Below are 22,161 nucleotides of genomic sequence, written 5' to 3' on the forward strand. Positions count from 1 at the left end.
CTTCAAAATTTGACGCATCTAATCTGAAAACTCATCATAAAATCTCCTATAAACGACCGCTTTAAACAAGCTCTAAGGAAATAGCATTGGACGATAGTTTTTAGCTACGCTTTAGGCAATAGCATATAGTTTGTATAGTCGCTTCGCAAAAAATAGAGCAATCAAGTCATTCCCTAGAATCTATACCCCAACCCTAGCTCAAAGTTATCGGCAGCACCTAGTTGGGTTTTAATAGCAAATGAAGTAAAAAGTTCTTGATAAAACCGCCATTTAAAGCCATATTTATTATACCATATCGCGTCAAACGGTTGGGGTTTGTATACATACACCCCCGCCTGAATCATAATGGCCATTTGCCCCACCAAAATATCCATGCCAGTAAGCACCGCCGCCCTTCCGGGCAATGCAGGTTCAGGTTGGTTTTTGCCATCAGGAGTATACTCTTTGTACAAATTATTATAGATCGCTTCTACCCCCAATAACCAACTCACTTTACGGCTAATGCGTTTTTCGCCCAAAAAGTTCACATTATATACCGCATACTTTCGCCCCCCCGTAGGGTATTGCTCCAACATACCAAATGCTCCTGATATATTCCAACGCCATTTTTTTGGTTTATAGAAGGTAGTATCTACCTTGTTTTCTACAGGTTTATTTTGTCTGTATTTTATCCCTAAACCCAACGACAAAGCATTGATTCCCCCATTGGGCATTTGCAGTGCTGCATTGGAGTAATGAATGATACCTGCTTCGGCCGAAAGCTGAAGCCGTGGAGTCAAGTAATAGTTATAGCCTAACATCATCTCAAAAGAATAGTTAAACTGGCTACCTATATAAGTGTTTTTTCGGTTGCGAAACTTACGGTAGTTTTCGGTCAGATAAGCCACCCCATAGCCCACCAACAAATGCCAATCGTGTCGTTTTCTTTGCTTCAACGGAAAGTCTCCCACTCCTTGTAAGCTATAGGCTTTGCCCAAAAACTCGTTGCGAAAGTCATAGTGGATAAATGTAACCCCAAAACGAGGCGACTTATACCAATGGTGCCAGTCTTTACTGCCCGATGTTTGTTTCATGAGCCTTAGTTCTACTCCTTTTGGGCTTGCGGTAGTCAGTTGGGGCGAGGTAAGGCTAATGGGAATAAGTAAGCCGGTAAGCGCCTGCGCATCTACACTAAAGTTTTGCGCCTTGAGGTTGCCTTGCCAAAACACCCCTATCAGCAAGCAATACACGCATTGTATTAGTTTATTTTTTTGTATCATCATCTTAGTTCATCATTTACCTGCCACCACTCTGCCAGGTCCTGTCACATTGGTTTTTACATAAGAGGGGTTGCCATAATAAATAATATCGCCTGTGCTTTCTACAGTAGCCATAAGCGAGTCCGACACGGTTACCTCAAACTGTCCCTCGTCGCGGGTGCGGGCAATGCAATGATCTGTCACAAAGTTTTTACCCTTAAAAAAACCTACATTATGCGAAAACAAGTCACTACGAACACTTTTGCCCAGCACCTCCAAATCGCCCAACTCTAACATAGCACACCTAAAATTTGTCACATTTACCAATAGTTTTACATTGCCATTGCCCTTTATATTTACCAGCAAGTTGGCGTTTCTGAGCGTATCAACCGACGAAATGTTGCCAAAACCCAAGTGGTCTATTTGCACCAGTGTCTGATATTTTACCCTCACAATTGGTTGACTTCCTCCCCTCGACCAATGGCATTTATTGTTGTTGCTAATCATTAGTTTACCACTTTCGGTGTTTACCTCAGTAAGAATGTTACCAATGAGGTTTTTACCTGAAATTACTTCTACTTCGGGCGTACTGCCTTGCTCAAGCACTACGTCTACCCAACCATCTACCTCTAGGGCGCTAAAGCTATCAATATTTCTTGTCTGGCGAATGATTTTGCCCTGCCCTTTGAGGCAACCATTCTGACACCCTGGCAAAATGATCAGGCAAACCACTGTCAAAATATAAGTAAGTTGTTTGATATAATTCATTGTTATTGACTGCTAAGATTATTTTTGTAGTTTTAGAGCTGGTTTACACATTTTTTTGCAAAAGATCTACTGTACCTTTTGTAAGACTCACCCAACAGCTTGTAAAAATATGCATAAATTTAAATTTTGACTGCATAAGGAATTGTTCAAAAATAAATTTACACTCTGAGAGGTGATCTTTCGCCTTGATACTTCGTTATTTTTATTGCCCGTAGCGCTGCTATGGGCGCAAAAAATAGCCTCGTCTCAAAGCAAAACTTCTACCTCAAGAATGGTAATTTAATTTCTCACCATTCCTAAGGAACGATGCAAAAATAAAGTTCTATAGTTTAAGGAAATATTTTTTGACCTCGCCTGACCAAAAAAGAGGAGGTTAAGGATGTAAATTTATTTTGACACCGTTCCTAAGGTTCATGATTACCTAAACATTGCCTGAATTTTGTAATACTTTATCAAGGCTTCAGATACATTTAGTATATATTTGCATAAAAATATTATCTTTATTGCCTTCTGCTATTAGAACTTGTTTAAAATTTATAATCTGGGCTAAAAAAGAGCCTTTTCCGCGCTGGCTTTGTTAATTTTTTCGTCAATAGTTTTAAAATCCCGAACTTGTATTCGGGGCTTTGGCTATTTACTTATAAAATTTATCTCACCAGCACACAAAAATCATATTTTTTAACTTTGCAGACTAAGTTTAAACAAGTTCTTAGAATTAGCTAACACAAAGTGGGCAGTTTTGCTGCAAAAATTACAATTGAGATTTCTATGCAATAATTTGATATGATTAAAGCTTTTCAAAAAAGTTTAAAATCGTTGGCTACAGCAGGTAGCACCGAAGATGACTCATTCTTTGTCAAAAATCATAAGTATGCCTTCACGCTTTATGGTTGCTTTATGGTTTTTGCTGGAGCATATTGGTCTATTGCGGGTTTTGTGTTAGGCTATTATTGGTTAGGCATTACCTCGGCAGTATACCTATTGCTTACTTTAGGCAACCTCCGCCTTTTCTTCAAGAAAAAGTCCTTGCCACTTCCCCGTACATTTCAAGTAGCCAGTGGTGTACTACTACCCTTTGTATTTCAATGGTTAATGGGTGGTTTTCAAGCTTCTGGCACATTTTTGCTGTGGGCGTTGCCCAGTGCGTTAGGAGGGCTCACCTGTACACCTTTTCGTCAAGCGGCTTATTGGCTTTATGTGTTTTTGTTGGGCATTTTTGTATCTATTATCATAGACAACCAACTCACTACCTTACTCAACCTTCAACAAACACCTCAACAACACCCTTACTTCTTCTCTGTCAACTTAGCGATTATCATGTTGGTAGTTACCTTTGTTGCCAGTCAATTTGTTAATAGCAGTGTACAACTACAAAGGGTACTAAGGGGGCAATTGTCGGCGCTTAACTATAGCATGGGCACGCTGGAGCTAGACAAATATGGGCGCATTACTTTTGCCAATGATTTGTTTTGCCGTTTTTTAAACATCAAAAAAAAACGGTTGTTAGGCAAACGCCCTAAAACATTCCTACAATCGCAACGCTGGGATAACAAAACCCACTACAAAATATTTTGGTCTACTCTCAAACAAGGCATCAGTCAATCGGGCGAATTTGAATACCCTACTCCACGTGATGGCAGCTATTGGTTAGCGATGACTTTTACGCCCGTGTTTAGCAGCGAAAACCAATTAATAAAAGTGATTGTAATTGCGAATAATATCACCGAAAACAAACGTAAAAAACAAGAAATAGAGGAATCTAACCAGCGACTGTACTCGTCGGAAGAGGAGCTACGCCAAAACATGGAAGAACTTTTGGCTACTCAAGAACACTTACGCCGGGTAGAAACAGAACAACGGGGGCATCTTGCCGCTATCAACCGTACACTTGCCGTAGCTGAGTATGATGTAAAAGGTAATATTATCGAGGCAAATACTTCTTTTTTATATTTGATGAAGTATGAGAGGGAGGACTTGCTGGGCAAGCATCATGACGTATTGATAGATGAGTACGGTAAAAACGAGGAGAGTTATACTCATTTTTGGGAAGAGCTTCGAGAGGGTATTCCACATTCGGGTGATTTCAAACGAGTGAATCAATACCATGAAGATGTCTGGATCAATAGTTCTTATACTCCCATTACTGACGATAACGACAACGTAATTAAGATCGTACAACTTGCTAATGACATTACCGCTACCGAACAACAAAACATAGAGTACCGCGCACGTAGTGATGCTTTTGCCAGATTCAATACTATCGTAGAGTTTTCTTTGGAAGGCAAAGTGGTTCATGCCAACGACTTTTTCATAAGACTAAGTGGTTATGAGCTTGAGGATGTGATCGGACAGGATTATGCTTTCTTTCTGCCCGATCGGGAAGAAAAAAGAGAGGTTTATAAACGTTTTTGGAGCAGTGTAAAACGCGCAGGATTCTATGATGGAGTCTTTCGTTGGATATCAAAACATGGTGAAGACCTGTGGTTTAGAGGGGTATACTCAGTATTGAAAAACCACGATGGCGAACCGCTCAAAATCATTAAGTTTGCCCAGGATGTGTCGAACGAAAAACTACTGGAAAAACAGGCACAAGAGCAAATAGAGCAAATAAAAACATCGGAACAAGAGTTAAGGCGCAATGCAGACCAACTGTTGTCTGCCAATGAGAACATATCAAAAGCCAAACAACACCTCGAAGAAATCACCTCTTTTCAAAAAAGTATTCTTCAGAGTGCCGAGCTTTCTATTATATCTACCAACCTGCACGGCATTATTACCAGTTTTAATCCAGCCGCCGCTAAGTGGTTGGGGTATGAAGCATCAGAGCTGATAGACAAAAAAGATTTGTTGCTGTTTCATGATACCACTGAAATTGAAGCAAAAGCGTTGGAAATAGCCAAAACTCAAAAAAAAGAAGTGCAAAGCATGGATGTGTTGCTTGGCAAAGCTCTGCAAGGTCAGGTAGATAGAAATGAATGGACTTATATACGCAAAGATGGGTCAAAATTTAGGGTGTTGTTGACTATTTCTGGCATTCATAACGATAACGATGAAATCATTGGTTTTTTGGCAGTAGCCAATGATATTACTGAAGAGTTTAAACAACGCCAAAAAGTAAGTATTCTGCTCAAAGAGGCAAAACAACAACAAAATATGCTGAGCCGTATGGAAAAAACGGCTAAGGTAGGTGCCTGGGAGTATGACTTGCGAGACGAAAAAGGGCATCGTTTGGTATGGAGCGATCAAATGTTTAGGGTATACGAGGTGCCATTTAATATGGAGCCTACACTGGACGACTTCTTTAAATACTATAAAGAAGGAGATGCTCAAATTATCAAAGAACACTTCAATAGTGCCTTAAAAAATGGAGACTCGTATGAACTAGAGCTACAAATGGTATCTGCCAAGGGCAAAGAAATATGGGTAAGGGCTATTGGCAAAGCACAACAACGACGAGGCAAAACAGTGCGCTTGTCTGGTACAATTCAAGACATTACCGAACGCAAAGAGATAGAAGAACAACAGGATCGTTTGGTGTCCATTTTAGAAGCATCGCCTAACCTGGTGGCAATGAACGATAACAAAGGGCGGATTATCTATATCAATCAAGGGGGCAAAGACATGCTTGGTTACCCACCAGAGTTTGACGAGTTTTATAACAGGGAAACCATCGATTTCCAAACAGCAGAAAGTATGGAGCTGATCAGAACTGAAGGAACTCCTTACGCCAAAGAACATGGAGTATGGGTGGGCGAAACCGAATGGGTGCACAAAGATGGGCACGAAGTACCCACTAGTCAGATTATAGTGGCACACAAAAATGCCAATGGCTCTATCAAATACTTCTCTACCGTAGCTTTTGATATTAGTGAATTAAAAAACCAACAGCAAGAATTGGTGGCAGCCCGTGACATATTGGAAGACTCGCTGGAAGAGCTGAAAGCAAAAAATGAAATATTAGAAGCCTCTAAGCGCATACTAAGTGCAAGTAATGCCCGGATAGAGTCAAGTAGGGTACAATTGGCAGAACAAAGCCAGAAACTTACCAAGCAAAACAAAAATATTACCGACAGTATCAACTACGCCAGCCGTATTCAGCGAGCTTTGCTTACGCGTGAACAAAAAATAATTGATAGCTTTAGGGAAGCTTTTATACTGTACTTGCCCAAAGACATTGTATCGGGTGATTTTTACTGGTATTCGGAAATAGAGAAAAGCGGGCAAAGTAATAAAAAGGTATTGATTGCAGCTGATTGTACCGGGCACGGGGTACCAGGGGCATTGATGACCATTATAGGCAACAATATTTTGGATGATGTAATCAACAAACAACAAATACTCGAACCCGATCAGATTTTATATGAGCTAGACAACCAATTGGTAGAGACGCTCCATACCAACAGCGACTCTCCTGAAGATAGTAAGGTAAACGATGGGATGGATATAAGCATCATGGTAATAGATGAAGACCAAAAGCAGTTACGCTTTGCCGCAGCAAAAAATCCTCTACTTTATGTAAGGGGTGGAGAAATTCATCAAGTAAGAGGATCCAAGTTTCCAATTGGTAGCAATACTCAATACAAGCTTCAGAAGGTGTTCGAAACTCATACAATAGATATACAACCTGGTGATGTGTTTTATATGATTTCGGATGGTTTTCAAGACCAATTTGGAGGAAAAAATGGTAAAAAATATCTTACCAAACGCTTCAGAAGTTTATTGCTGTCTATCAGTCACTTACCTATGGAAACACAAGGAGAGTTCCTTGATAAAGAAATTACTGAATGGCGGGGCGATGCCTCCCAAACTGATGATATTTTGGTGATGGGGGTTAAATATTGAGCCGTTGAAAACTCGTATTTCTGTATGGGACTTCAAGAGACAAAAATCCCCTGGCTTTTTATAAAAAAACTCAGGGGATCACTTTCTATGGAATGGTGTAAAAATAAATTTCTATAGTAACGCTAAAATATTTTGTTGCTATACGCGGCACGGCAATATCCAGTGGATATTGAGCGAGCTTGAGGGATGGTTGGCTAATAGCATCGCTATTCGGCTATTTTTTAACAAAGTATAGCAACAAAAGATGAGGTTAAGAATGTAAATTTATTTTGGTACCATTCCTATGGTATTTATTGCTTCACAATCCAACGCTTAGCATCTTCCAGGCTCAAAAAATGTTCGTTACCTGTTTTATTACTTTTTATTGCATATTCTTTAGTCGATAGCTCTGTAAATATATTGCGTGAGGTTACAAAAGCCATTGTTTCTAAACCAGCATAACGTGCTGCTGGTAGCCATATTTTAATAAGCCAACTCAACGAATCTGACAAAGAACCCTCCATCATTTCGGTATCCATAATCCAACGTTTTGCCTTAGATGACTTAAGAACAGTAAGGCCAGCTTGCATGCCTTCCATAATATTGTCGTGTGGACAGTATCCTTGCCATTTGGTAATTACGGTGTTTGTATTTTTACAGTGTTCAATTTTCACGAAGTTGATACCGCTTGTTCTTTTCAATACAGTCATTGTTAAAAAGTTGGATGGGGTTTGGAATATAAAGTTGTTGCTTAATTGCAATGCAATGGTAGGGAATAAAACCTGTGATTACAAATAAGGGCAATGAGGCAAACGTAAGTTAAAACACTGAAAGTAAACCAGAAAAAACACAATATTGGCTAAACATTGTCATAAGTTAAACATGTAGGTTTTATAGGGTTTAACTGTTTTATTTATCAAGCAGATCAATAAGTAAACAACTGACTGTGAATTGGTTACTTAAAAACAAGCGTACAATACTCTCTATAGTAACTCCTATCACAAAAATGTAATAACTAAGTACAATGATAACAAAAGCTTGACTAAACTAAGGTTTTTTGCAGCTTTAAGCACAGTGGAACCTAAACTTTTTATTTACAAAAAACCATTTTCATAAAAACCCACTTTATGGACTTTTCAAAGAAGGTTAAAACTAAAAAAGCTGCAAAAGTCAAAGACTTTGCAGCTCAAAACAGGTAATTTATTGAATCTATATTCTAAATACGAGGGTATTACTTACAATCTTATACCAAAACTAAATGCATTAAGTGAAGGTCCTTTACCCTCTACAAATAAGGGGTTGAGGTCATACTTGGCAAACAACTGAAAGCCATCAAACCCAAGATAAGTAACCAAACCATAACGCCAGTTATTCAAGAAATAACTTCTATGGGGGCGTTGTACGTTTTGCCCGCTGGGTTTAATCTTAGCGTAGCTGTCCAAACGATAACCAAAGTACCCTCCTATGTCGAACCGAAAAGCAGTACGCCCAAAAGGATTTTGAAACCTAAGTCCCAATAATATGGGCACATTGGCATAAATAGTGGTCAGCTTGCTTTTATCTATAGTTACATTATTGTCTTCTAGATAATCTCTAAAGTTTACACCTGCCGAGTCTTGCGTAATGTAGGTGTCATTGGTAAACATAAAATTATTCCAGCTTACTTCTACCCCCATGGTTAACCGTAAGGGAGACCCAAACAAACTAGTGCGTCGGTACCAACCTACCGAGATATACCTCGACCCAAACACGTCTAGTCCATACTCCTTTCCGGCTTCATCTGGAAACCTCCCGTTTTCAAGGTAATTATTAAACCCTAAGTCAAGCGAAAGGTAATTACGCACCCGTGAACGCCTGCGACGTTTGTATCTGCGGTGTCTGTTTCGCTGGTTTTCGTACTCACTGGTATAGTAATCATTGAAATTTTCGTTGGGCTGATATACAATCACGGTTTTTTCGCTTCCACTTCGGCTAGAGTCTGCTTTTTTGACTGCCTCGGCTATAATCTTATTCAAGTCTACCTTTGACAAATCTTTCAAGCCATCTTTGTCTTTGGTAATAATAATGACTTTAGTGCCTCCTACGTCTACTTTTACAGTATCCTGGGCTTTTGCACTCACACTACCCAGCAACAGCAACACCAGTGCAATAAATCGTGTTTTTTTCATAGTGAATAATTTCATGTTTTTTTCATTTTTGGTTGTATGGTCAATGATTCATCCTACACGTTTGTGTTTTATACATTACCACAAACAATTTTTCAGTTTTTATGATTTACACCGGTGTTTGCAATTATTAAAAACTTATAGTTAAACCTGCCTAAATTATAGACAGCAATTAATCGTCGCGATCGCCTAAAAACCTCAAAAGGCTTCTTTTCTTCTCCGCCTTTTTAGTTTTGGTTTTATTGTGATCCAAGCCTTTTAGTTTTTTCCAGATTTTTTTCAAGCCTTTGCCCCCTTCGTCCTGCTCACGCTCTGCAGCCATGTTTTCCGACAGTTTCAAGGTTACAGTTACTTGAAATGGCTTGTTTGGTTTAGGTAAATGCGATTTTGGCTCTGGCGCTGCCACACTCAGCCACACACTTTTGGTGCGTAGTGGTGTAAAGTAATCACCAAAGCTTTTGCGTTGAGTCGATGTAATTTTAACTCCAGACTTGGTGCTTGATTTTATGCTCATTTTGCTTGTCTTGCCTTGCTTAAGGCGAACAAAACTACCTTTAGATTGCACGCCTTTTTGAGTGTTCTGCCTGGCTTGTTTTGCCTTTATTTCTGTAAAAGTCTTTTTCGTTAAAGTATTATTTTGGATAATTGATGCCTGAGTTTTTGTTGTTTTTTTAGCGTCAAAACGAGCAAGAGGATTTCCTGCAAGTTTCAATTGAAGGTCTACCATTTTGGCAGCTACTTGTGCTGGAGGTGGTGAAACTTGTGGCTGCCACAACGCCAAACCTATGCTTAATAATGTAATTGAAATACCTGACGACCACCACACTACTTTGCGTTTCCACCACGACACAGGCTCTTTTTTATCAAGTGCTGCATTGAGCTTGTCCCAGACGGCAGCACGTGGCATCTGCTCAAAGTCTTTCAACTTCTCCTCAAAAATTTTGTCTATTGGGTGTTTACTCATGATCTATGCTATAAGTTTTTTTTTCCTGGTTACGCACATATTTCTGTAACAGAACACGTGCTCGTGATAATTGAGATTTAGAAGTATTGGTACTGATTCCTAGTTGCTCGCCTATTTCTTTATGCGAATAGCCCTCTATGGCGTACAAGTTGAATACTGTTCGGTAACCGTCGGGCAATTGATCAATACATTTCATCAAGTCTTGCGCATTTAGGTTATCTTCGGCACTGGCAAACTCAGAAGCTTCGCTTATATTTTCTATGTCTACCTCTGCCTGATGTCGCTTGTTTTTACGCAAGTAGTTCAGTGCTTCATTTACCACAATTCGCCGAATCCAACCCTCAAAACTTCCCTCTTCTTTGAATTGATCTATTTTACTGAAAACCTTCAGAAAACCATTGGTCATTACTTCTTCAGCATCAAATTGATGGCGCACATAACGGAGACACACTGCAAACATTTTAGGTGAATATAACTCATACACCTTCTGCTGCGCTTGTCGCTTACCTTTACGGCATCCTTTTACCAATGCTTTTTCTGACGAAAGTTTCGACATTGTGCGTTATATGCTATTAGTTTTTAAATAAAAAGTGAGAGGTATCTAACCTCTAAACCTTGGTTATATGCTTGTTTCTATAGGGTAGATACAAATGTAGTATCAAAGGTTGCATGAGGGGTAAAAAAAAGTAAACATTTATCGATTTAAACAAATAAGCACCTGATTATCAGCACACTTAAAATAAAAACATTTTTCCCTACAAACTGTTGAAAAACTATGAATATACTAAAACAAAAACTCAAAAACCTGGACAATGAAAGCATTGATCGGATCATAGAAATGGCTTGGGAAGATCGCACACCCTTTGAAGCCATTGGACAACAGTTTGAACTAACCGAACAAGAAGTGATTCGGTTAATGCGCAAAGAAATGAAGCCCAGGTCGTGGAAAATGTGGCGTAAACGAGTACAAGGGCGAAAAACTAAACATAAAAAACTGCGTGCCCATGACGTAAACCGCTTTCATTGCAGCCGCCAAAAAAGCATTAGTCAAAATAAAATCGCCAAAAGAAACCACTAATCCTTACCTACTTTCACTGGTGCAAACAGGGTGTGCTCCTGAGGCAAGACAAACTGTTGTTGGGTCAACCCTTCGATTACTTGCTTGATTTGTTTAATGTGGGCAAGTTCCTGAGGGGTTGGCTCTTGCTTTAGTCTTATCTGCTGCCGCAAAATCAAATACTCTAATTTTTTATTGGTGAGCGTCCAAGCCAATTGGGTGGCCTGACGCGCTGCCTTGTAGCGATTTTTATTGACAACAGACTGGGTAGGAGTAGTTTTTAACGCTATTAAACGCGCCTTTTGCTTTTTCAATTGTCTTTTGAGCAACGCCATTGCTCGCTGCTCCATTTGCTGTTGTTGCCACTTAATCATTTTACGCCAACTCAAATAAGGGTTAAATCCTTGTAGCAAAAACACTGTTTTTAATGCTTCATTCTTTAAGTTTGCCTCATCTACCCCTGCTGCTTTCATTTTTTTTGCCTTACGCTTCTTCAGTTGCTTCTTTACTGCTTTCTGAAGCTGGGCAAAGCTACGTGCTGTAATGGCAGGCACTACTGGCAACTGTTGTTGTTGCCAATAATATGCCTCTCGAAAAAATAGTTGCCCCATTGAGACAGGTGTTATGCTTGTTGCCTGCGCCAAAGTATAGGTTTTTCCAGGAGTAAAATGAATCCTTAAACTATTTTTTGCCTTAGAATAACAATGAATCACCTGATAGGCACCCGCTGGCGACTGCACAATGATACGCCCTTTGGCACGTGAAGTAATGCTGAACCGATGAATACGAAAATGATAAGTTAAGGGGGGAATCACAAGTGGCTTGATGGTGTAAAACTCACTGAAAACAAAAGTGTGTAGCTTTAGCTGAACGGTAGAGTCGGAAATAATGTACTGTATTTTTTGCCTGACAATATTTTGGTGGGCAGTATAGCGATAAGTTTCAGAAGTCCAGGTACCTGCTACAGAAAGCGCAACAACTGAAGAACAAGTCCAAACAGATAAAAAAACAATTAAAAGTACATTTCTTATAGCGAATGTATACATACCTGTATCAACTGATGCCCCTTAGATAGGGTAAAAATATATGAAAATTAGTATACTGCCCCTCTTCGCTTTCTATCTTAATGCGCCCTTTAAGCTTTTGTATTACTTTTTTTATCACATACAAACCCAAACCATTGCCTTGGGTGGCAGCTTCGTTTCCCCGGAAAAACATTCTAAAAACTTTCCGGAAATATTTATTAGGAATCCCCACCCCATTGTCACTAAACACAATTTTAATACAATTATCGGCGACTACATCTTCCACCAAAATCTTGATAAAAGGGGAGCTATCAGAACGATGAGAGCGAAAAGCAATAGAATTTTCAATCATATTATAAAAAATAATCTGAATCAAGTCAGGCTCTGCTAAGTAGTCAAGCTCAGGAGCTACATCAAACTCCATGTGCATGCCTACCGAGTACATCTGACTACCAAAAGCTTCTTGCAAGTTGCTCAATATAGCTTTAAAGTCGATGGGCTCCAGCACCCGCTCAGTTGAATAACGATTGATTATATTTACCATCAACAACTTGCGCAGCATGTTATCAGTTTTATTCACCACCTTGCCTATCTCTTCCAAAAAATCCAGGGCTGATGTATCTTTTACCTCCAACCTGGCAAGATTAATTAAACCATTGATAGATGCAATGGGTGCTCTGAAATCGTGTGAGGCCCGATAGATAAAAGCATCTAGCTCTCGGTTTGCCAACTCAAGGTGATTATTCATTTTCAGCAAACTTTCGGTACGTTCCTGCACAATTTTTTCAAGCTCAAGGTTCATTGCTTTGAGGTTTTCGGCATTGTTGCCAACCTCTTGGTCTTTTTCTGGGTGCTTGCTTTCCATCGCATCAAGTAAGTATGATTGATGATTAAGGTAATAATGGTTTATAGGACGCTTGTGGGTAGCCTATAAGGAATGGTACCAAAATAAATTTACATTCTTAACCTCATCTTTTGAGGCTATACTTTGTTAAAAAATAGCCGAATAGCGCTGCTATTAGCCAATTTTTTGCCTCGTCTAGCAACAAAATATTTTAGCGTTACTATAGAAATTTATTTTTACACCATTCCTAAGTATAAAAAGTTGAGTTTTAATATTTGTATCAAGTATTTTAAAAACCCACTGACTGCACTACCACACACAAGGTTAAAAAACTAAGTAAAACATAAAAATAAAGTAGTCCAAGTGAACAAAATATTTTTTGAAGAAGTATGCCTTTCAAAAATGTTGTTCGATGGAGTAGACTATTTTGGTAGTTTTACTAAGTAATGGTTGAAAAATAAAGTATCCATTTAGAGATAGATATTTGCTATTGAGGCGAGGCATTTTTTGCGCTCGTAGAGCTTGAACCTCGAACTTGATTCGGGGCAGCGCTACAGGCAATAAAAACTCACAGTCCCGGCGAAACTGCCGGGGTAACGAAGCATCAGGAGTAAAGGTCATTTCCTAAATCGAAAGCTTACAGTCCCGATTCATCGCATGCGTCAAAGCTTAATTTTACGAACACTTAAAATAACATCAAAATCATCAAAAATGACTCTTTTAGGCGCAACTCCTACGGAGCTGTGTCCCGCTTCGTTTATTTTTTCTACCAAGGTTTCGCCCCACTGGGGCTAATATTCGTAAAAAGTGGCATAAAAACGAGCAAAGAGTTTTGAACGATTCCATAAAAATTTTGATTCAACACAACTTGAAGCTGGTTTTTACAGGCGGAATTTTAAGCCCTGATCAATGCGATTCATCGGGGGTTATTTTTTGTCCATTACTAAGCCAAATAATAATGATTTTTTTTGCTAAAAAGAAATAAAATGAGCTGAAATGGTTGGGAAATAAAATAAAATGAGTTGCCTCAGTTGCCTTAAAGGGAATGCCTTATGCCTGTTATCAGGAAGTTTTGGCTTGATCGGCATGGCTATTATTACTCTCTTTGTCTTTAAACTGCTCGTATTGATTGGGCACCTCCAAAATAATATGAGTCCCTTTGCCATAGTCGCTACTCAGTGAAATACTGCCATGCATTTTCTCTACAGTTTGTTTCACAATGTACAGCCCTAGTCCTGAGCCTTCGGCATTTTCGGTGCCCCTAAAAAACATATTAAATACATCGCCTTGATACTCTTGAGCTATGCCTATGCCATTATCCTGAAAAATAAGTTTGGCTGTGTCAGGGGTAGATAAGTCAATTTTTACTTTCAGAAAACTGTTTTCGACTGAAGTATTTTGATACTTAATCGCATTAGAGATAATATTATTAAGAATAATACGCAACCGTAATGGTTCACTGTAAAAGGGCTGGTTGCCTTTAAGAGATATATCGCGTTGTACCCGCTCATAGTTTTTCATAAACTTAAGGTCTTCAATACAATCACTAATCATCGCCTCAAAGTCAATCTTTTCGGTTACTATGTCAGCCCGCCCGCTACGTGAGTATTCAAGCAACGACTTGATAAATTTATCAAGCTTAAGGGTACTTTTTTCAATCAACTCAATATAACCTATCAATCGCTCGGCATTATCACTGTCAAGTTTCGACAAGTTTACCAACCCCAAAATAGACGTAAGCGGAGCGCGCAAATCGTGTGATACTTTGTACACAAATTGATCAAGCTCAAAGTTGCGTATTTCGAGTTCTTCCAGGGTTTTTTCAAGGTTATCTCGCGATGCTGACAACTCTTTATTTGTATGAATGGTTTGCTTAAGCAATTCCTGGATTTTGATTTCTTGTTGCTTGCGTGCAGTAATATCATTGGCTACTGCATACACATGATCTCTTACATAAATGGCTCTCCAGTCTATCCATTTGTAGCCACCATCTTTACAAACACATCGGTTGATCATCTCTTGGGTTACTCCAATGTTGTCTTGTAATTCTTTGAAATAGTCTAAGGTGGCCTGTTTATCATCTTCATATACAAAGTGAAACAAAGGATACTCTGTCATTTCTTGCCAGTTATAACCCAGCGTATCAGAAAACCCTTTGTTGGCAAATACAAGATTGCCTTCTTTGTCGGTGATAATCACAATGGCAAGCAACGACATGTCAAAAAAGCGGCGGAAACGAGCAAGGGGGGCATCTTGCATGATAGCAATGCTTGCCAGTACATAGATGTAGCCATCTTCTGACTTGGCAAATTTGCCTCTAAACTGCTGTATATTATTATTCTTGCTTTTTAACTGACAATTAAAAGTAGAGAACTTAATGTCTGTATCTTGGGCTTGCTCCAGGGGTTGTGGCGCTAGTTGGTCAAAAGTTTCCTGAATAGTTTCAAGGTCATTCTCGGCTACCAGATCTATAAAATCCCTTCCAATTAACTCGTCTTTGAGGTATTGAAGGTTTTTTAAAAATATAGCATTTATCTCCACAATTTTACCTGAGGGATCAAGTACACAATGCATTTCAGAAGATAAATCGAGTGATACTTTGGTATCCATAAAACTATATGGTAAGGTAGCGATTACAGAATTTTGAATGATTTTAAATATAAACTAATATTTAAAAACCTACAATATATTTAGAAAACATCTTTGAGCCAAAGACTATAATACTTACACCACAGTTAATACTCTAATTTGTAAGGAATAAGATTAAAACTGAGTTTACTATCTTCCATAAAATCTTCGGCTTCAGCAAGAATATCATAGTCATCGTCTGGATAATACCAATTAATGACGATTTCTCCGCCCTTTTCTTTAAATTTTTTCAGCGATTTCAGAATATTCAGAATTGCCTTTGAAGAACTGGTATTAAAGTAAGTAAGCTTAAAATTAAACGTAAGAGTTTTGTATGATTCCTCATTATAGGCATTCAGCCATTTGATAATAGGGTCATAAAAATCTACCGTATCTTCAAGGTATGACTCTCCCGAAATTTCGCAAACGGAAGCTTCAGCATCCAACTTGACGGTTGGCGTAAAATAAATGCCTCTTTGCCCCTTGATATATAAGTTTTCCATAACAACTTTATTTATCTTGCAATTTTAACGGATAAAGTAAAAAATGTATAATCATCATCAATTTTTCTACTCCTCATTTCCAAAGGGTTTTCAGAAAGCAAAGCAGACTGGATAAGCCCAATGCCTGCTCCTCTGGCACCCGCCATCAATGACAGTTTACGCATGTGTCGTTTGTACATTCTCAACGACTTTGCGTCCATATCGTTGATTACCTTACAACGCTCCCGTAAAAGCTTTATAGACACAGTGTTGGCTAAATTGCCGGTTTCAAGGTGATAATAATCTTCGGAACGAGCTATGATAATACAACCCACCTTCTCTTGTTTACGAAAGTGGTTGTATTCGTTTGAATAATATAAAATATTTTGGGCTAATTCTATAAAGATTGCATGAAGTTTTCTAAAAATCCTTGGATTTTCTTTTATTTTTTTTTGTATCTCAAGGCTTATTTCGGCAAGAATAATGTCTGTAACCGGTCCTTTATAGGATAGGAGTATCTCGTGTTCACTGTAGTAATCAGATTGATATGCAAAAAAGTTGATTTTTTCAGACATTGTTTATACTACATGCATTAATTTGATAATATTAGTTTACTGAGTCAAACCCTTGGATTTGATTGCGTTAAGGGGTGTTTGCTCAGATGTTGCCGGGCATAATCTTTACACAGGGACTATTACTAAAAACGCGCAAATTGCCAGATATACTTAAGCTGTTAAGTTACTGAACAAAAATTACGCAATTTTGACAGCAGTGTTTATTTGTTTGTATAAATTAAACATTAAACTTTGTATTTTGAGATAAGGTATAAAAAATTGAACAGAAAATAACAATACTCTTACCTAATTTTTAAGTCTTTGATAATTTTCCCATATCCTGCCACAACCGTTTCAGGTCTCCCGCCAAAATCTATTTCTACAATCACTCTTCCTATTTCGGGCAACACCTTTTTTACTACTCCTTCTATAAAAGCGGCTATTTTTACCACATGTACTTTGTCCCCTGGCTTTAGCTGAGGCTTAAGGGGCACTGGCACGCAGTTATTTTTATTATATACCTTTACCTTTCCGGTAAAACCAATAGTAAGTACTTTGTTGTCTGTCTCTCTTATAATTTGGGCATAATTGTATCCAAAGTCCTCTTTTACCGCAAGGTAAGCTCCTGGCTGCCAAGGTTCGCGCAAAGCTACAAAGGTATTGGGTTGCGCTTGTACATCAGACACTCCAGGTGTATAAGGAGTATCAAGGTACTGTATTTTGGGACTTGCCGGATTGCTTGCATCGGTTACAATTGCTGTACGCATACTTGAGCCCCGGTTTTGTTCCCAGGTAAGCACTACTTCTCCTTTCAGCACTTTTTCGCCCGCAGGTACAGGTATTATCATTGAATTGGGCATCATCACCTCTTTGCCTATAGCTTTAAGTTTTGACTCTACTTTGCCAGGTGCTACCATTTTGCGACCATAAAAAATCAAAACCATCTGATCTTTTCCTTTGACAAAGCCATCTTCTACCCATTGAAGCATAGGCGCCAACACATACTCGTTGGCCTTGGCAGTGGTATTAACCAATGGAAAATCAAGAGGAATAGATCCGGGAGGACGCTTTTTGCTAGAGGCTGACTGGCTACTCATCAAGGCAGGATTGTTACCTGAGTCTACCTCGACAATGCTGTCGGTTTGTTGGGTACCTGTGTTGTCGGTACTACCACAAGCCCATAAACACAACAAGCCTAACCATAAAAAAATTGTAATAGGTTGCTTCAAGTAATTGATTAATTGGGTCATTTTTAGTTAAGTTTACGGCTGTTTGAGTAATCAAATATAATCAATTTATTGGGAAAGTGATATGAAATTCCCCAAGTTATCCTAATTATTATTTCTCCTTTGGCAAGTAGGTATTGTACAGATATATTAACCAAACCCTGTACAGGTAACCTACTGGTTTAAAAGAGGTTGAACATAAAAAACCATAAAATATTATGCACGTATTACAAACACCTGATCATCAATTCGAACACTTACCTGATTATCCTTTTGTGCCACACTATGCACCAGTAGCGTCCAACTTGCAAATGCATTATGTAGACGAAGGTGGTCCCAATGCCGAGGTGGTACTGCTACTACATGGCGAACCTTCATGGTCGTTTTTATACCGCAAAATGATTCCAGTGATTACCAAAGCAGGTTATAGAGCCGTTGCCCCTGACCTGATTGGTTTTGGCAAATCGGACAAGCCTGCCAACACTCAAGACTATAGCTACAAACGTCACCTTGACTGGATGCAAGCTTTTATTGATCACTTGGGCTTAAACAATATTACTTTGTTTTGTCAAGACTGGGGAGGTTTGCTAGGCTTGCGTATGGTGACCGAAAACCCTGACAAGTTTAAAAGAGTGGTGGCTTCTAATACTTTTTTGCCTACAGGCGATATAAAAATGCCAGAATCGTTTGTACAATGGAAACAATTTTCGCAAACGGTACCTGAGTTTCCGGTAGGTAATATTATCCAAAAAGCCACTACTACCGAACTTAGCTCCGACATTGTGGCGGCTTATAATGCCCCTTTTCCTGATGAATCGTACAAGGCAGGAGCAAGAATATTTCCTGCACTAGTGCCCGACTCCCCCACCAGCCCTGAGTCAGAAGCCAACCGCAATGCGTGGAAAGTGCTCAGCCAGTGGACTAAGCCGTTTTTAACTTGCTTTGGCGACGCTGACCCTATCACAAAAGGGGCTGATAAGTTTTTTCAGCAGATGATTCCAGGCGCCAAAGGACAAACCCATACTACTGTAGCTGGAGGTGGGCATTTTATTCAAGAAGATCGTGGCGAAGAACTTGGAAAAATTGTAGTAGATTTTATAAAAGCAAATAAGTAAAAGAGGTGGAAATTAGCCAATGACGAATAGTTCAATAACGAATAGAAGGGGAAGGTAGGTGTTAGAGTGGTAGCAAATGTTTTTGAATGACGAATTGGCTAACAGCTCCTAAAAACGACAGACGATGACAAAAACCGAACTAAGAAAGTACTACCTAAACCAACGGAAAAAACTGGCTCCACAAAAGGTAAATACACAAAGTACTGCTATTCAACTTAAGTTGATAGAGTTGCTTAAAGACACCCCACCTGCTTATTTACACGTATTTTTACCCATTGTCAAAAACAACGAAATAGACACCTGGCAAGTGATTCAACATATATGGCACAATATGCCTCAGACTCAAGTTGTGACTTCGGTCACTGATTTTAAGCACAAAGTAATGCGTAATTATTTGCTAACGCCAGACACCGTTTTGATAGAAAATAGTTGGGGAATTGCAGAACCACAAGAGGGCACCCCCGTAGCAGACACACTTATAGATTGGGTAGTTGTACCTTTGCTTTGTTTCGATAAGCACGGCTATAGAGTAGGGTATGGAGGAGGATTTTACGACCGTTTTTTAGCACGCTGTACTCCACAAACAAAAAAAACAGGGGTGTCATTGTTTTCCCCTGTGGCACTGATCAGTGATACTGATCAATATGATATTCCTTTGAGTCACTGTATCACTCCTACAGAGACCTATATATTTTAGGCTGCCATAGTGGGGTTACTGGCTACTTCTTTACTTTTTTCTTCCAACATTGCTTTAAACCTTTCGTTGGGTTCTACCCCTTCTCCACTTATCGACAATTCGGCCTTGATAGAGTTGACAAAGTACATATCTATAGCTCCTTTGTTTTTTGCCATAATTTTTCCTCGGTATTCACATTCAAAAAAGTCTTTGACCAACTCATAAGTTACCCCCGAAATGTTTACCCGCCCTATCTCTCCACTTGACTCCATCCGGCTTGCCGTGTTTACGGTGTCTCCCCACACATCATAAGCAAACTTGTTTTTACCAATGACTCCAGCAATCAGTTTTCCAGTATTGATACCCAGGCGGGTTTCCCAAAATGGCTCTCCATTGGCTTCCTTTTCAGCCTTTAGTTCGTCCATCGAGCGTTGTATCTCAAGCCCGGCAAGCACAATGTCTACAAAGTTAGTAGTATTAGGTACAGGCAAACCACCTACAGCCATGTAAGCATCACCTATAGTTTTAATTTTTTCGAGGTTATGCTTTTCCATGATTTCGTCAAACAAGGTAAAACACTTTTCCAGTTCTTGTACCAACTCTTGTGGCGGCATAGTCTCAGCCAGTTTGGTAAAACCCTTAAAGTCAGTAAACAACACCGATACCATTTCGTGGTGGCGTATTTTAGCTTTGCCGTGTTCTTTCAACTCATTGGCTACCTCTTCGGGCAAAATATTAAGCAATAAAGCGTCCGATATTTGTTGTTCCTGTTTGATGGTTTCGTTCTGAGTTTCAATCAATTCCATCTGGGTGTTTATTTCTTCATTGCGTTGTTGCACCTCTTCGTTCATGGTAGCAAGCTCGTCTTTTTGCTTGGTTATCTCCTCGTTCTTTTTAGATAAAGCTTCTTTTTGCTTCACAATCTTATCAGTGCGTTCGGCAAGGGCTTCTTTTTGCAAAGCAAGCAATTTATTGGCTTTCTTTTGTGCCAGGTAACTCCTGATAATAAAAATCATAGAAAAGATGACTACTATTGCTCCACCAATAGCAAAATTGATAATCAGTTTTTTTTGCTTGTTTTCAGCCATCAATTTTTCTTGTTCGGCTTTGTGTTGGGCTGCCTTCAAAGCAAGTCCTTTCTTCTCTAAGTCTTGCAAAATCAAACTATCCATCAATGCTTTCTCTTTCATTTCTTTAATTCTAAGGTTGCGCGTCAATGTATCAGTCTGACTCGACAAAGAATCTTTTTCAAGCGAAAGAATAAGTTTTTGTTGCGACAATAAATACTTTTGATACTTTGTTCTTTTCAGTGCGGATGCCTTGCCTTCAAGTTCACTGTTTTTGGTTGAAATAGCCCTGTCTTTGTCCGAAATGGTTTTGTCTTTGGCTCTGATGGCTTCTTCCTTTTTTCTAAGCTCTTCTTTTTTCTTTCGTAGCTCTTCCTTCACAATTTTTGCGTGCTCAGAGTGGTAAGGTCCCGCCTGCCCATAAAGTTTTTGGTAACGCCTGATTGCCCGACGTTCGCGACGAACCGGAGATTTTTTACTTTTCAATAACCGATAAGCTGGCAATAAGCTTTTAGAAATAAAGTGAACGAGTTTTTGTTGGGAAATTTTTTGGGCTTTGAGTAAGGCCTCCATAGTGTTAAAGGCTTCTTCGTGATAACGGACTGCCCGCAAGAAACGATTGTTTCTCACCTGTAGGTCACCCATTGTTTGATTGGCCATTGCATAGCCCCATTTATAATTGATAGCATTGGCGATTTTTTCTGCTTTTTGGGCATAATCAAACGCTTGCTTTGGTTTTCTGCCACTTTCAATTACGGCAAGTTTGTTCAAAGCATCTACCTGGGCTTTGTCTTTTTTATTTTGGGCAACAGTGGCTTTAAGCACCACTACATCGTTTGACTGCCCAAGGCTTACCTGAGGCAATAGCCCACAAATCATCAGGCAAAGCAAATAAGTTCGTAAATTATCCATAATAATGTTACTGATTACAAGGTTTTAGTCTCTCAAAATTGTGCATCAACACACCTTATTCCAGCATAATGATGTCATTCATCTGGCTGATCTGAAATTTTTACTGATAATTTGCTTTGTGATTTGGGTTAAAAACTTATGCAATTATTTTGCCTCAGGTGTTATAAAACATATAATTTTATGTTAAAAAAGCTTCTTTAAACGCCAGGCAATGCAATTTTTTAGTGCGCATAACGCGCAATAGGCTAACAATTTACTTTTCGCCTTATTTTCTTACTCCTTTTTGGGCGAGTGGTTTTCGCCAAAAACACTATGAGTAACTATTAAACAAATATTTTACAGATTATTCGCTGATAATCTTACTATTTTTTAGATTTGGGTAAAAGAATATTTTTTTTGTGGAAAAGATTGGTAGTGTTTGGAATACAACTTACTCTACCCGACGGTTTTTGATGCTTTTGAAGCAAATAAAATTTAAAAACTCATTTTCAGAGCTTTAAAAGCACTTTTTCGCATTTTTTTGATCAAAAATATTGAAAGTTAATGCATATATAAATTATTAACAATCAGCAAGTTGTAAAAACCGTCGGGTAGAGTAGATACAACTCATTGTAATGAT

General features: G+C 38.9%; 17 protein-coding genes. 4 read left to right on the plus strand and 13 right to left on the minus strand.

What is annotated here, in order from left to right:
- Positions 1–173: 173 nt before the first annotated feature.
- Positions 174–1,262: an acyloxyacyl hydrolase gene (locus Q0954_RS12645; protein ID WP_299457338.1), complete on the minus strand. Its 1,089-nt coding sequence runs from the start codon at positions 1,260–1,262 to the stop codon at positions 174–176.
- Between the two features lie 9 nt (positions 1,263–1,271).
- Complete coding sequence (locus Q0954_RS12650) at positions 1,272–2,006, minus strand: DUF2807 domain-containing protein (RefSeq protein WP_299457341.1); 735 nt, start codon at positions 2,004–2,006, stop codon at positions 1,272–1,274.
- 783 nt (positions 2,007–2,789) lie between these two features.
- Here Q0954_RS12650 and Q0954_RS12655 point away from each other — a divergent pair.
- Positions 2,790–6,848: a PAS domain S-box protein gene (locus Q0954_RS12655; RefSeq protein WP_299457344.1), complete on the plus strand. Its 4,059-nt coding sequence runs from the start codon at positions 2,790–2,792 to the stop codon at positions 6,846–6,848.
- Positions 6,849–7,138: 290 nt separating this feature from the next.
- Here Q0954_RS12655 and Q0954_RS12660 read toward each other — a convergent pair whose 3' ends face one another.
- The 4 genes from Q0954_RS12660 to Q0954_RS12675 all read right to left on the minus strand — a co-directional run bounded on the left by Q0954_RS12660 (position 7,139) and on the right by Q0954_RS12675 (position 10,512).
- Positions 7,139–7,537 (minus strand): hypothetical protein, encoded by a 399-nt coding sequence (locus tag Q0954_RS12660; protein ID WP_002696361.1) that lies wholly within the window; start codon positions 7,535–7,537, stop codon positions 7,139–7,141.
- 525 nt (positions 7,538–8,062) lie between these two features.
- Entirely contained in the window at positions 8,063–8,995 is a 933-nt protein-coding gene (locus tag Q0954_RS12665; protein ID WP_299457354.1) for a hypothetical protein, read from the minus strand.
- Positions 8,996–9,164: 169 nt separating this feature from the next.
- Positions 9,165–9,956, minus strand: a complete 792-nt coding sequence (locus Q0954_RS12670; RefSeq protein WP_299457357.1) for a hypothetical protein — start codon at positions 9,954–9,956, stop codon at positions 9,165–9,167.
- The gene (locus tag Q0954_RS12675; RefSeq protein ID WP_299457358.1) at positions 9,949–10,512 is read right to left on the minus strand and encodes an RNA polymerase sigma factor; all 564 of its coding nucleotides are present in this window, start codon (positions 10,510–10,512) and stop codon (positions 9,949–9,951) included. The genes Q0954_RS12670 and Q0954_RS12675 overlap by 8 nt, the downstream gene beginning before the upstream one ends.
- A gap of 219 nt (positions 10,513–10,731) precedes the next feature.
- Here Q0954_RS12675 and Q0954_RS12680 point away from each other — a divergent pair, with 219 nt between their 5' ends.
- Entirely contained in the window at positions 10,732–11,034 is a 303-nt protein-coding gene (locus Q0954_RS12680; protein ID WP_299457359.1) for a TIGR03643 family protein, read from the plus strand.
- Here Q0954_RS12680 and Q0954_RS12685 read toward each other — a convergent pair.
- From Q0954_RS12685 to Q0954_RS12710, 6 genes are all read right to left on the minus strand, one after another.
- Positions 11,031–12,059 (minus strand): hypothetical protein, encoded by a 1,029-nt coding sequence (locus Q0954_RS12685; protein ID WP_299457361.1) that lies wholly within the window; start codon positions 12,057–12,059, stop codon positions 11,031–11,033. The genes Q0954_RS12680 and Q0954_RS12685 overlap by 4 nt on opposite strands.
- A gap of 7 nt (positions 12,060–12,066) precedes the next feature.
- Positions 12,067–12,903 carry an ATP-binding protein gene (locus Q0954_RS12690; protein WP_299457363.1) on the minus strand — a complete coding sequence of 279 codons (837 nt, stop codon included), beginning with the start codon at positions 12,901–12,903 and terminating at the stop codon, positions 12,067–12,069.
- A gap of 1,041 nt (positions 12,904–13,944) precedes the next feature.
- The gene (locus Q0954_RS12695) at positions 13,945–15,492 is read right to left on the minus strand and encodes a PAS domain-containing sensor histidine kinase (RefSeq protein ID WP_299457365.1); all 1,548 of its coding nucleotides are present in this window, start codon (positions 15,490–15,492) and stop codon (positions 13,945–13,947) included.
- Between the two features lie 125 nt (positions 15,493–15,617).
- Positions 15,618–16,013 (minus strand): DUF1987 domain-containing protein, encoded by a 396-nt coding sequence (locus Q0954_RS12700; RefSeq protein ID WP_299457368.1) that lies wholly within the window; start codon positions 16,011–16,013, stop codon positions 15,618–15,620.
- Between the two features lie 11 nt (positions 16,014–16,024).
- Positions 16,025–16,567, minus strand: a complete 543-nt coding sequence (locus Q0954_RS12705; RefSeq protein ID WP_002696340.1) for a SiaB family protein kinase — start codon at positions 16,565–16,567, stop codon at positions 16,025–16,027.
- Between the two features lie 281 nt (positions 16,568–16,848).
- Positions 16,849–17,796, minus strand: a complete 948-nt coding sequence (locus Q0954_RS12710; protein WP_299457374.1) for a hypothetical protein — start codon at positions 17,794–17,796, stop codon at positions 16,849–16,851.
- A gap of 194 nt (positions 17,797–17,990) precedes the next feature.
- On the opposite strand from Q0954_RS12710, the gene Q0954_RS12715 reads away from it, so the two are divergent.
- A complete protein-coding gene (locus Q0954_RS12715) occupies positions 17,991–18,887 on the plus strand; it encodes a haloalkane dehalogenase (protein ID WP_299457376.1) in 897 nt (298 codons plus the stop codon).
- 124 nt (positions 18,888–19,011) lie between these two features.
- On the plus strand, positions 19,012–19,584 hold the full coding sequence (locus tag Q0954_RS12720) for a 5-formyltetrahydrofolate cyclo-ligase (protein WP_299457378.1): 573 nt from the start codon (positions 19,012–19,014) through the stop codon (positions 19,582–19,584).
- Here the strand turns inward: Q0954_RS12720 and Q0954_RS12725 are convergent.
- The gene (locus tag Q0954_RS12725; RefSeq protein ID WP_299457379.1) at positions 19,581–21,542 is read right to left on the minus strand and encodes an adenylate/guanylate cyclase domain-containing protein; all 1,962 of its coding nucleotides are present in this window, start codon (positions 21,540–21,542) and stop codon (positions 19,581–19,583) included. The genes Q0954_RS12720 and Q0954_RS12725 overlap by 4 nt on opposite strands.
- Positions 21,543–22,161: the final 619 nt, after the last annotated feature.

This window comes from uncultured Microscilla sp. (assembly GCF_947493425.1).
In the GTDB taxonomy this organism is placed as follows: domain Bacteria; phylum Bacteroidota; class Bacteroidia; order Cytophagales; family Microscillaceae; genus Microscilla.

Bases quoted from the DNA above. Each gene is read 5' to 3' on its own strand.
- Q0954_RS12650 (WP_299457341.1), bottom strand. From the start codon at position 2,006: ATGAATTATATCAAACAACTTACTTATATTTTGACAGTGGTTTGCCTG.
- Q0954_RS12700 (WP_299457368.1), bottom strand. From the start codon at position 16,013: ATGGAAAACTTATATATCAAGGGGCAAAGAGGCATTTATTTTACGCCA.
- Q0954_RS12665 (WP_299457354.1), bottom strand. From the start codon at position 8,995: ATGAAAAAAACACGATTTATTGCACTGGTGTTGCTGTTGCTGGGTAGT.
- Q0954_RS12720 (WP_299457378.1), top strand. From the start codon at position 19,012: ATGACAAAAACCGAACTAAGAAAGTACTACCTAAACCAACGGAAAAAA.
- Q0954_RS12660 (WP_002696361.1), bottom strand. From the start codon at position 7,537: ATGACTGTATTGAAAAGAACAAGCGGTATCAACTTCGTGAAAATTGAA.
- Q0954_RS12670 (WP_299457357.1), bottom strand. From the start codon at position 9,956: ATGAGTAAACACCCAATAGACAAAATTTTTGAGGAGAAGTTGAAAGAC.
- Q0954_RS12715 (WP_299457376.1), top strand. From the start codon at position 17,991: ATGCACGTATTACAAACACCTGATCATCAATTCGAACACTTACCTGAT.
- Q0954_RS12680 (WP_299457359.1), top strand. From the start codon at position 10,732: ATGAATATACTAAAACAAAAACTCAAAAACCTGGACAATGAAAGCATT.
- Q0954_RS12695 (WP_299457365.1), bottom strand. From the start codon at position 15,492: ATGGATACCAAAGTATCACTCGATTTATCTTCTGAAATGCATTGTGTA.
- Q0954_RS12675 (WP_299457358.1), bottom strand. From the start codon at position 10,512: ATGTCGAAACTTTCGTCAGAAAAAGCATTGGTAAAAGGATGCCGTAAA.
- Q0954_RS12710 (WP_299457374.1), bottom strand. From the start codon at position 17,796: ATGACCCAATTAATCAATTACTTGAAGCAACCTATTACAATTTTTTTA.
- Q0954_RS12705 (WP_002696340.1), bottom strand. From the start codon at position 16,567: ATGTCTGAAAAAATCAACTTTTTTGCATATCAATCTGATTACTACAGT.
- Q0954_RS12645 (WP_299457338.1), bottom strand. From the start codon at position 1,262: ATGATGATACAAAAAAATAAACTAATACAATGCGTGTATTGCTTGCTG.
- Q0954_RS12690 (WP_299457363.1), bottom strand. From the start codon at position 12,903: ATGGAAAGCAAGCACCCAGAAAAAGACCAAGAGGTTGGCAACAATGCC.
- Q0954_RS12725 (WP_299457379.1), bottom strand. From the start codon at position 21,542: ATGGATAATTTACGAACTTATTTGCTTTGCCTGATGATTTGTGGGCTA.
- Q0954_RS12685 (WP_299457361.1), bottom strand. From the start codon at position 12,059: ATGTATACATTCGCTATAAGAAATGTACTTTTAATTGTTTTTTTATCT.
- Q0954_RS12655 (WP_299457344.1), top strand. From the start codon at position 2,790: ATGATTAAAGCTTTTCAAAAAAGTTTAAAATCGTTGGCTACAGCAGGT.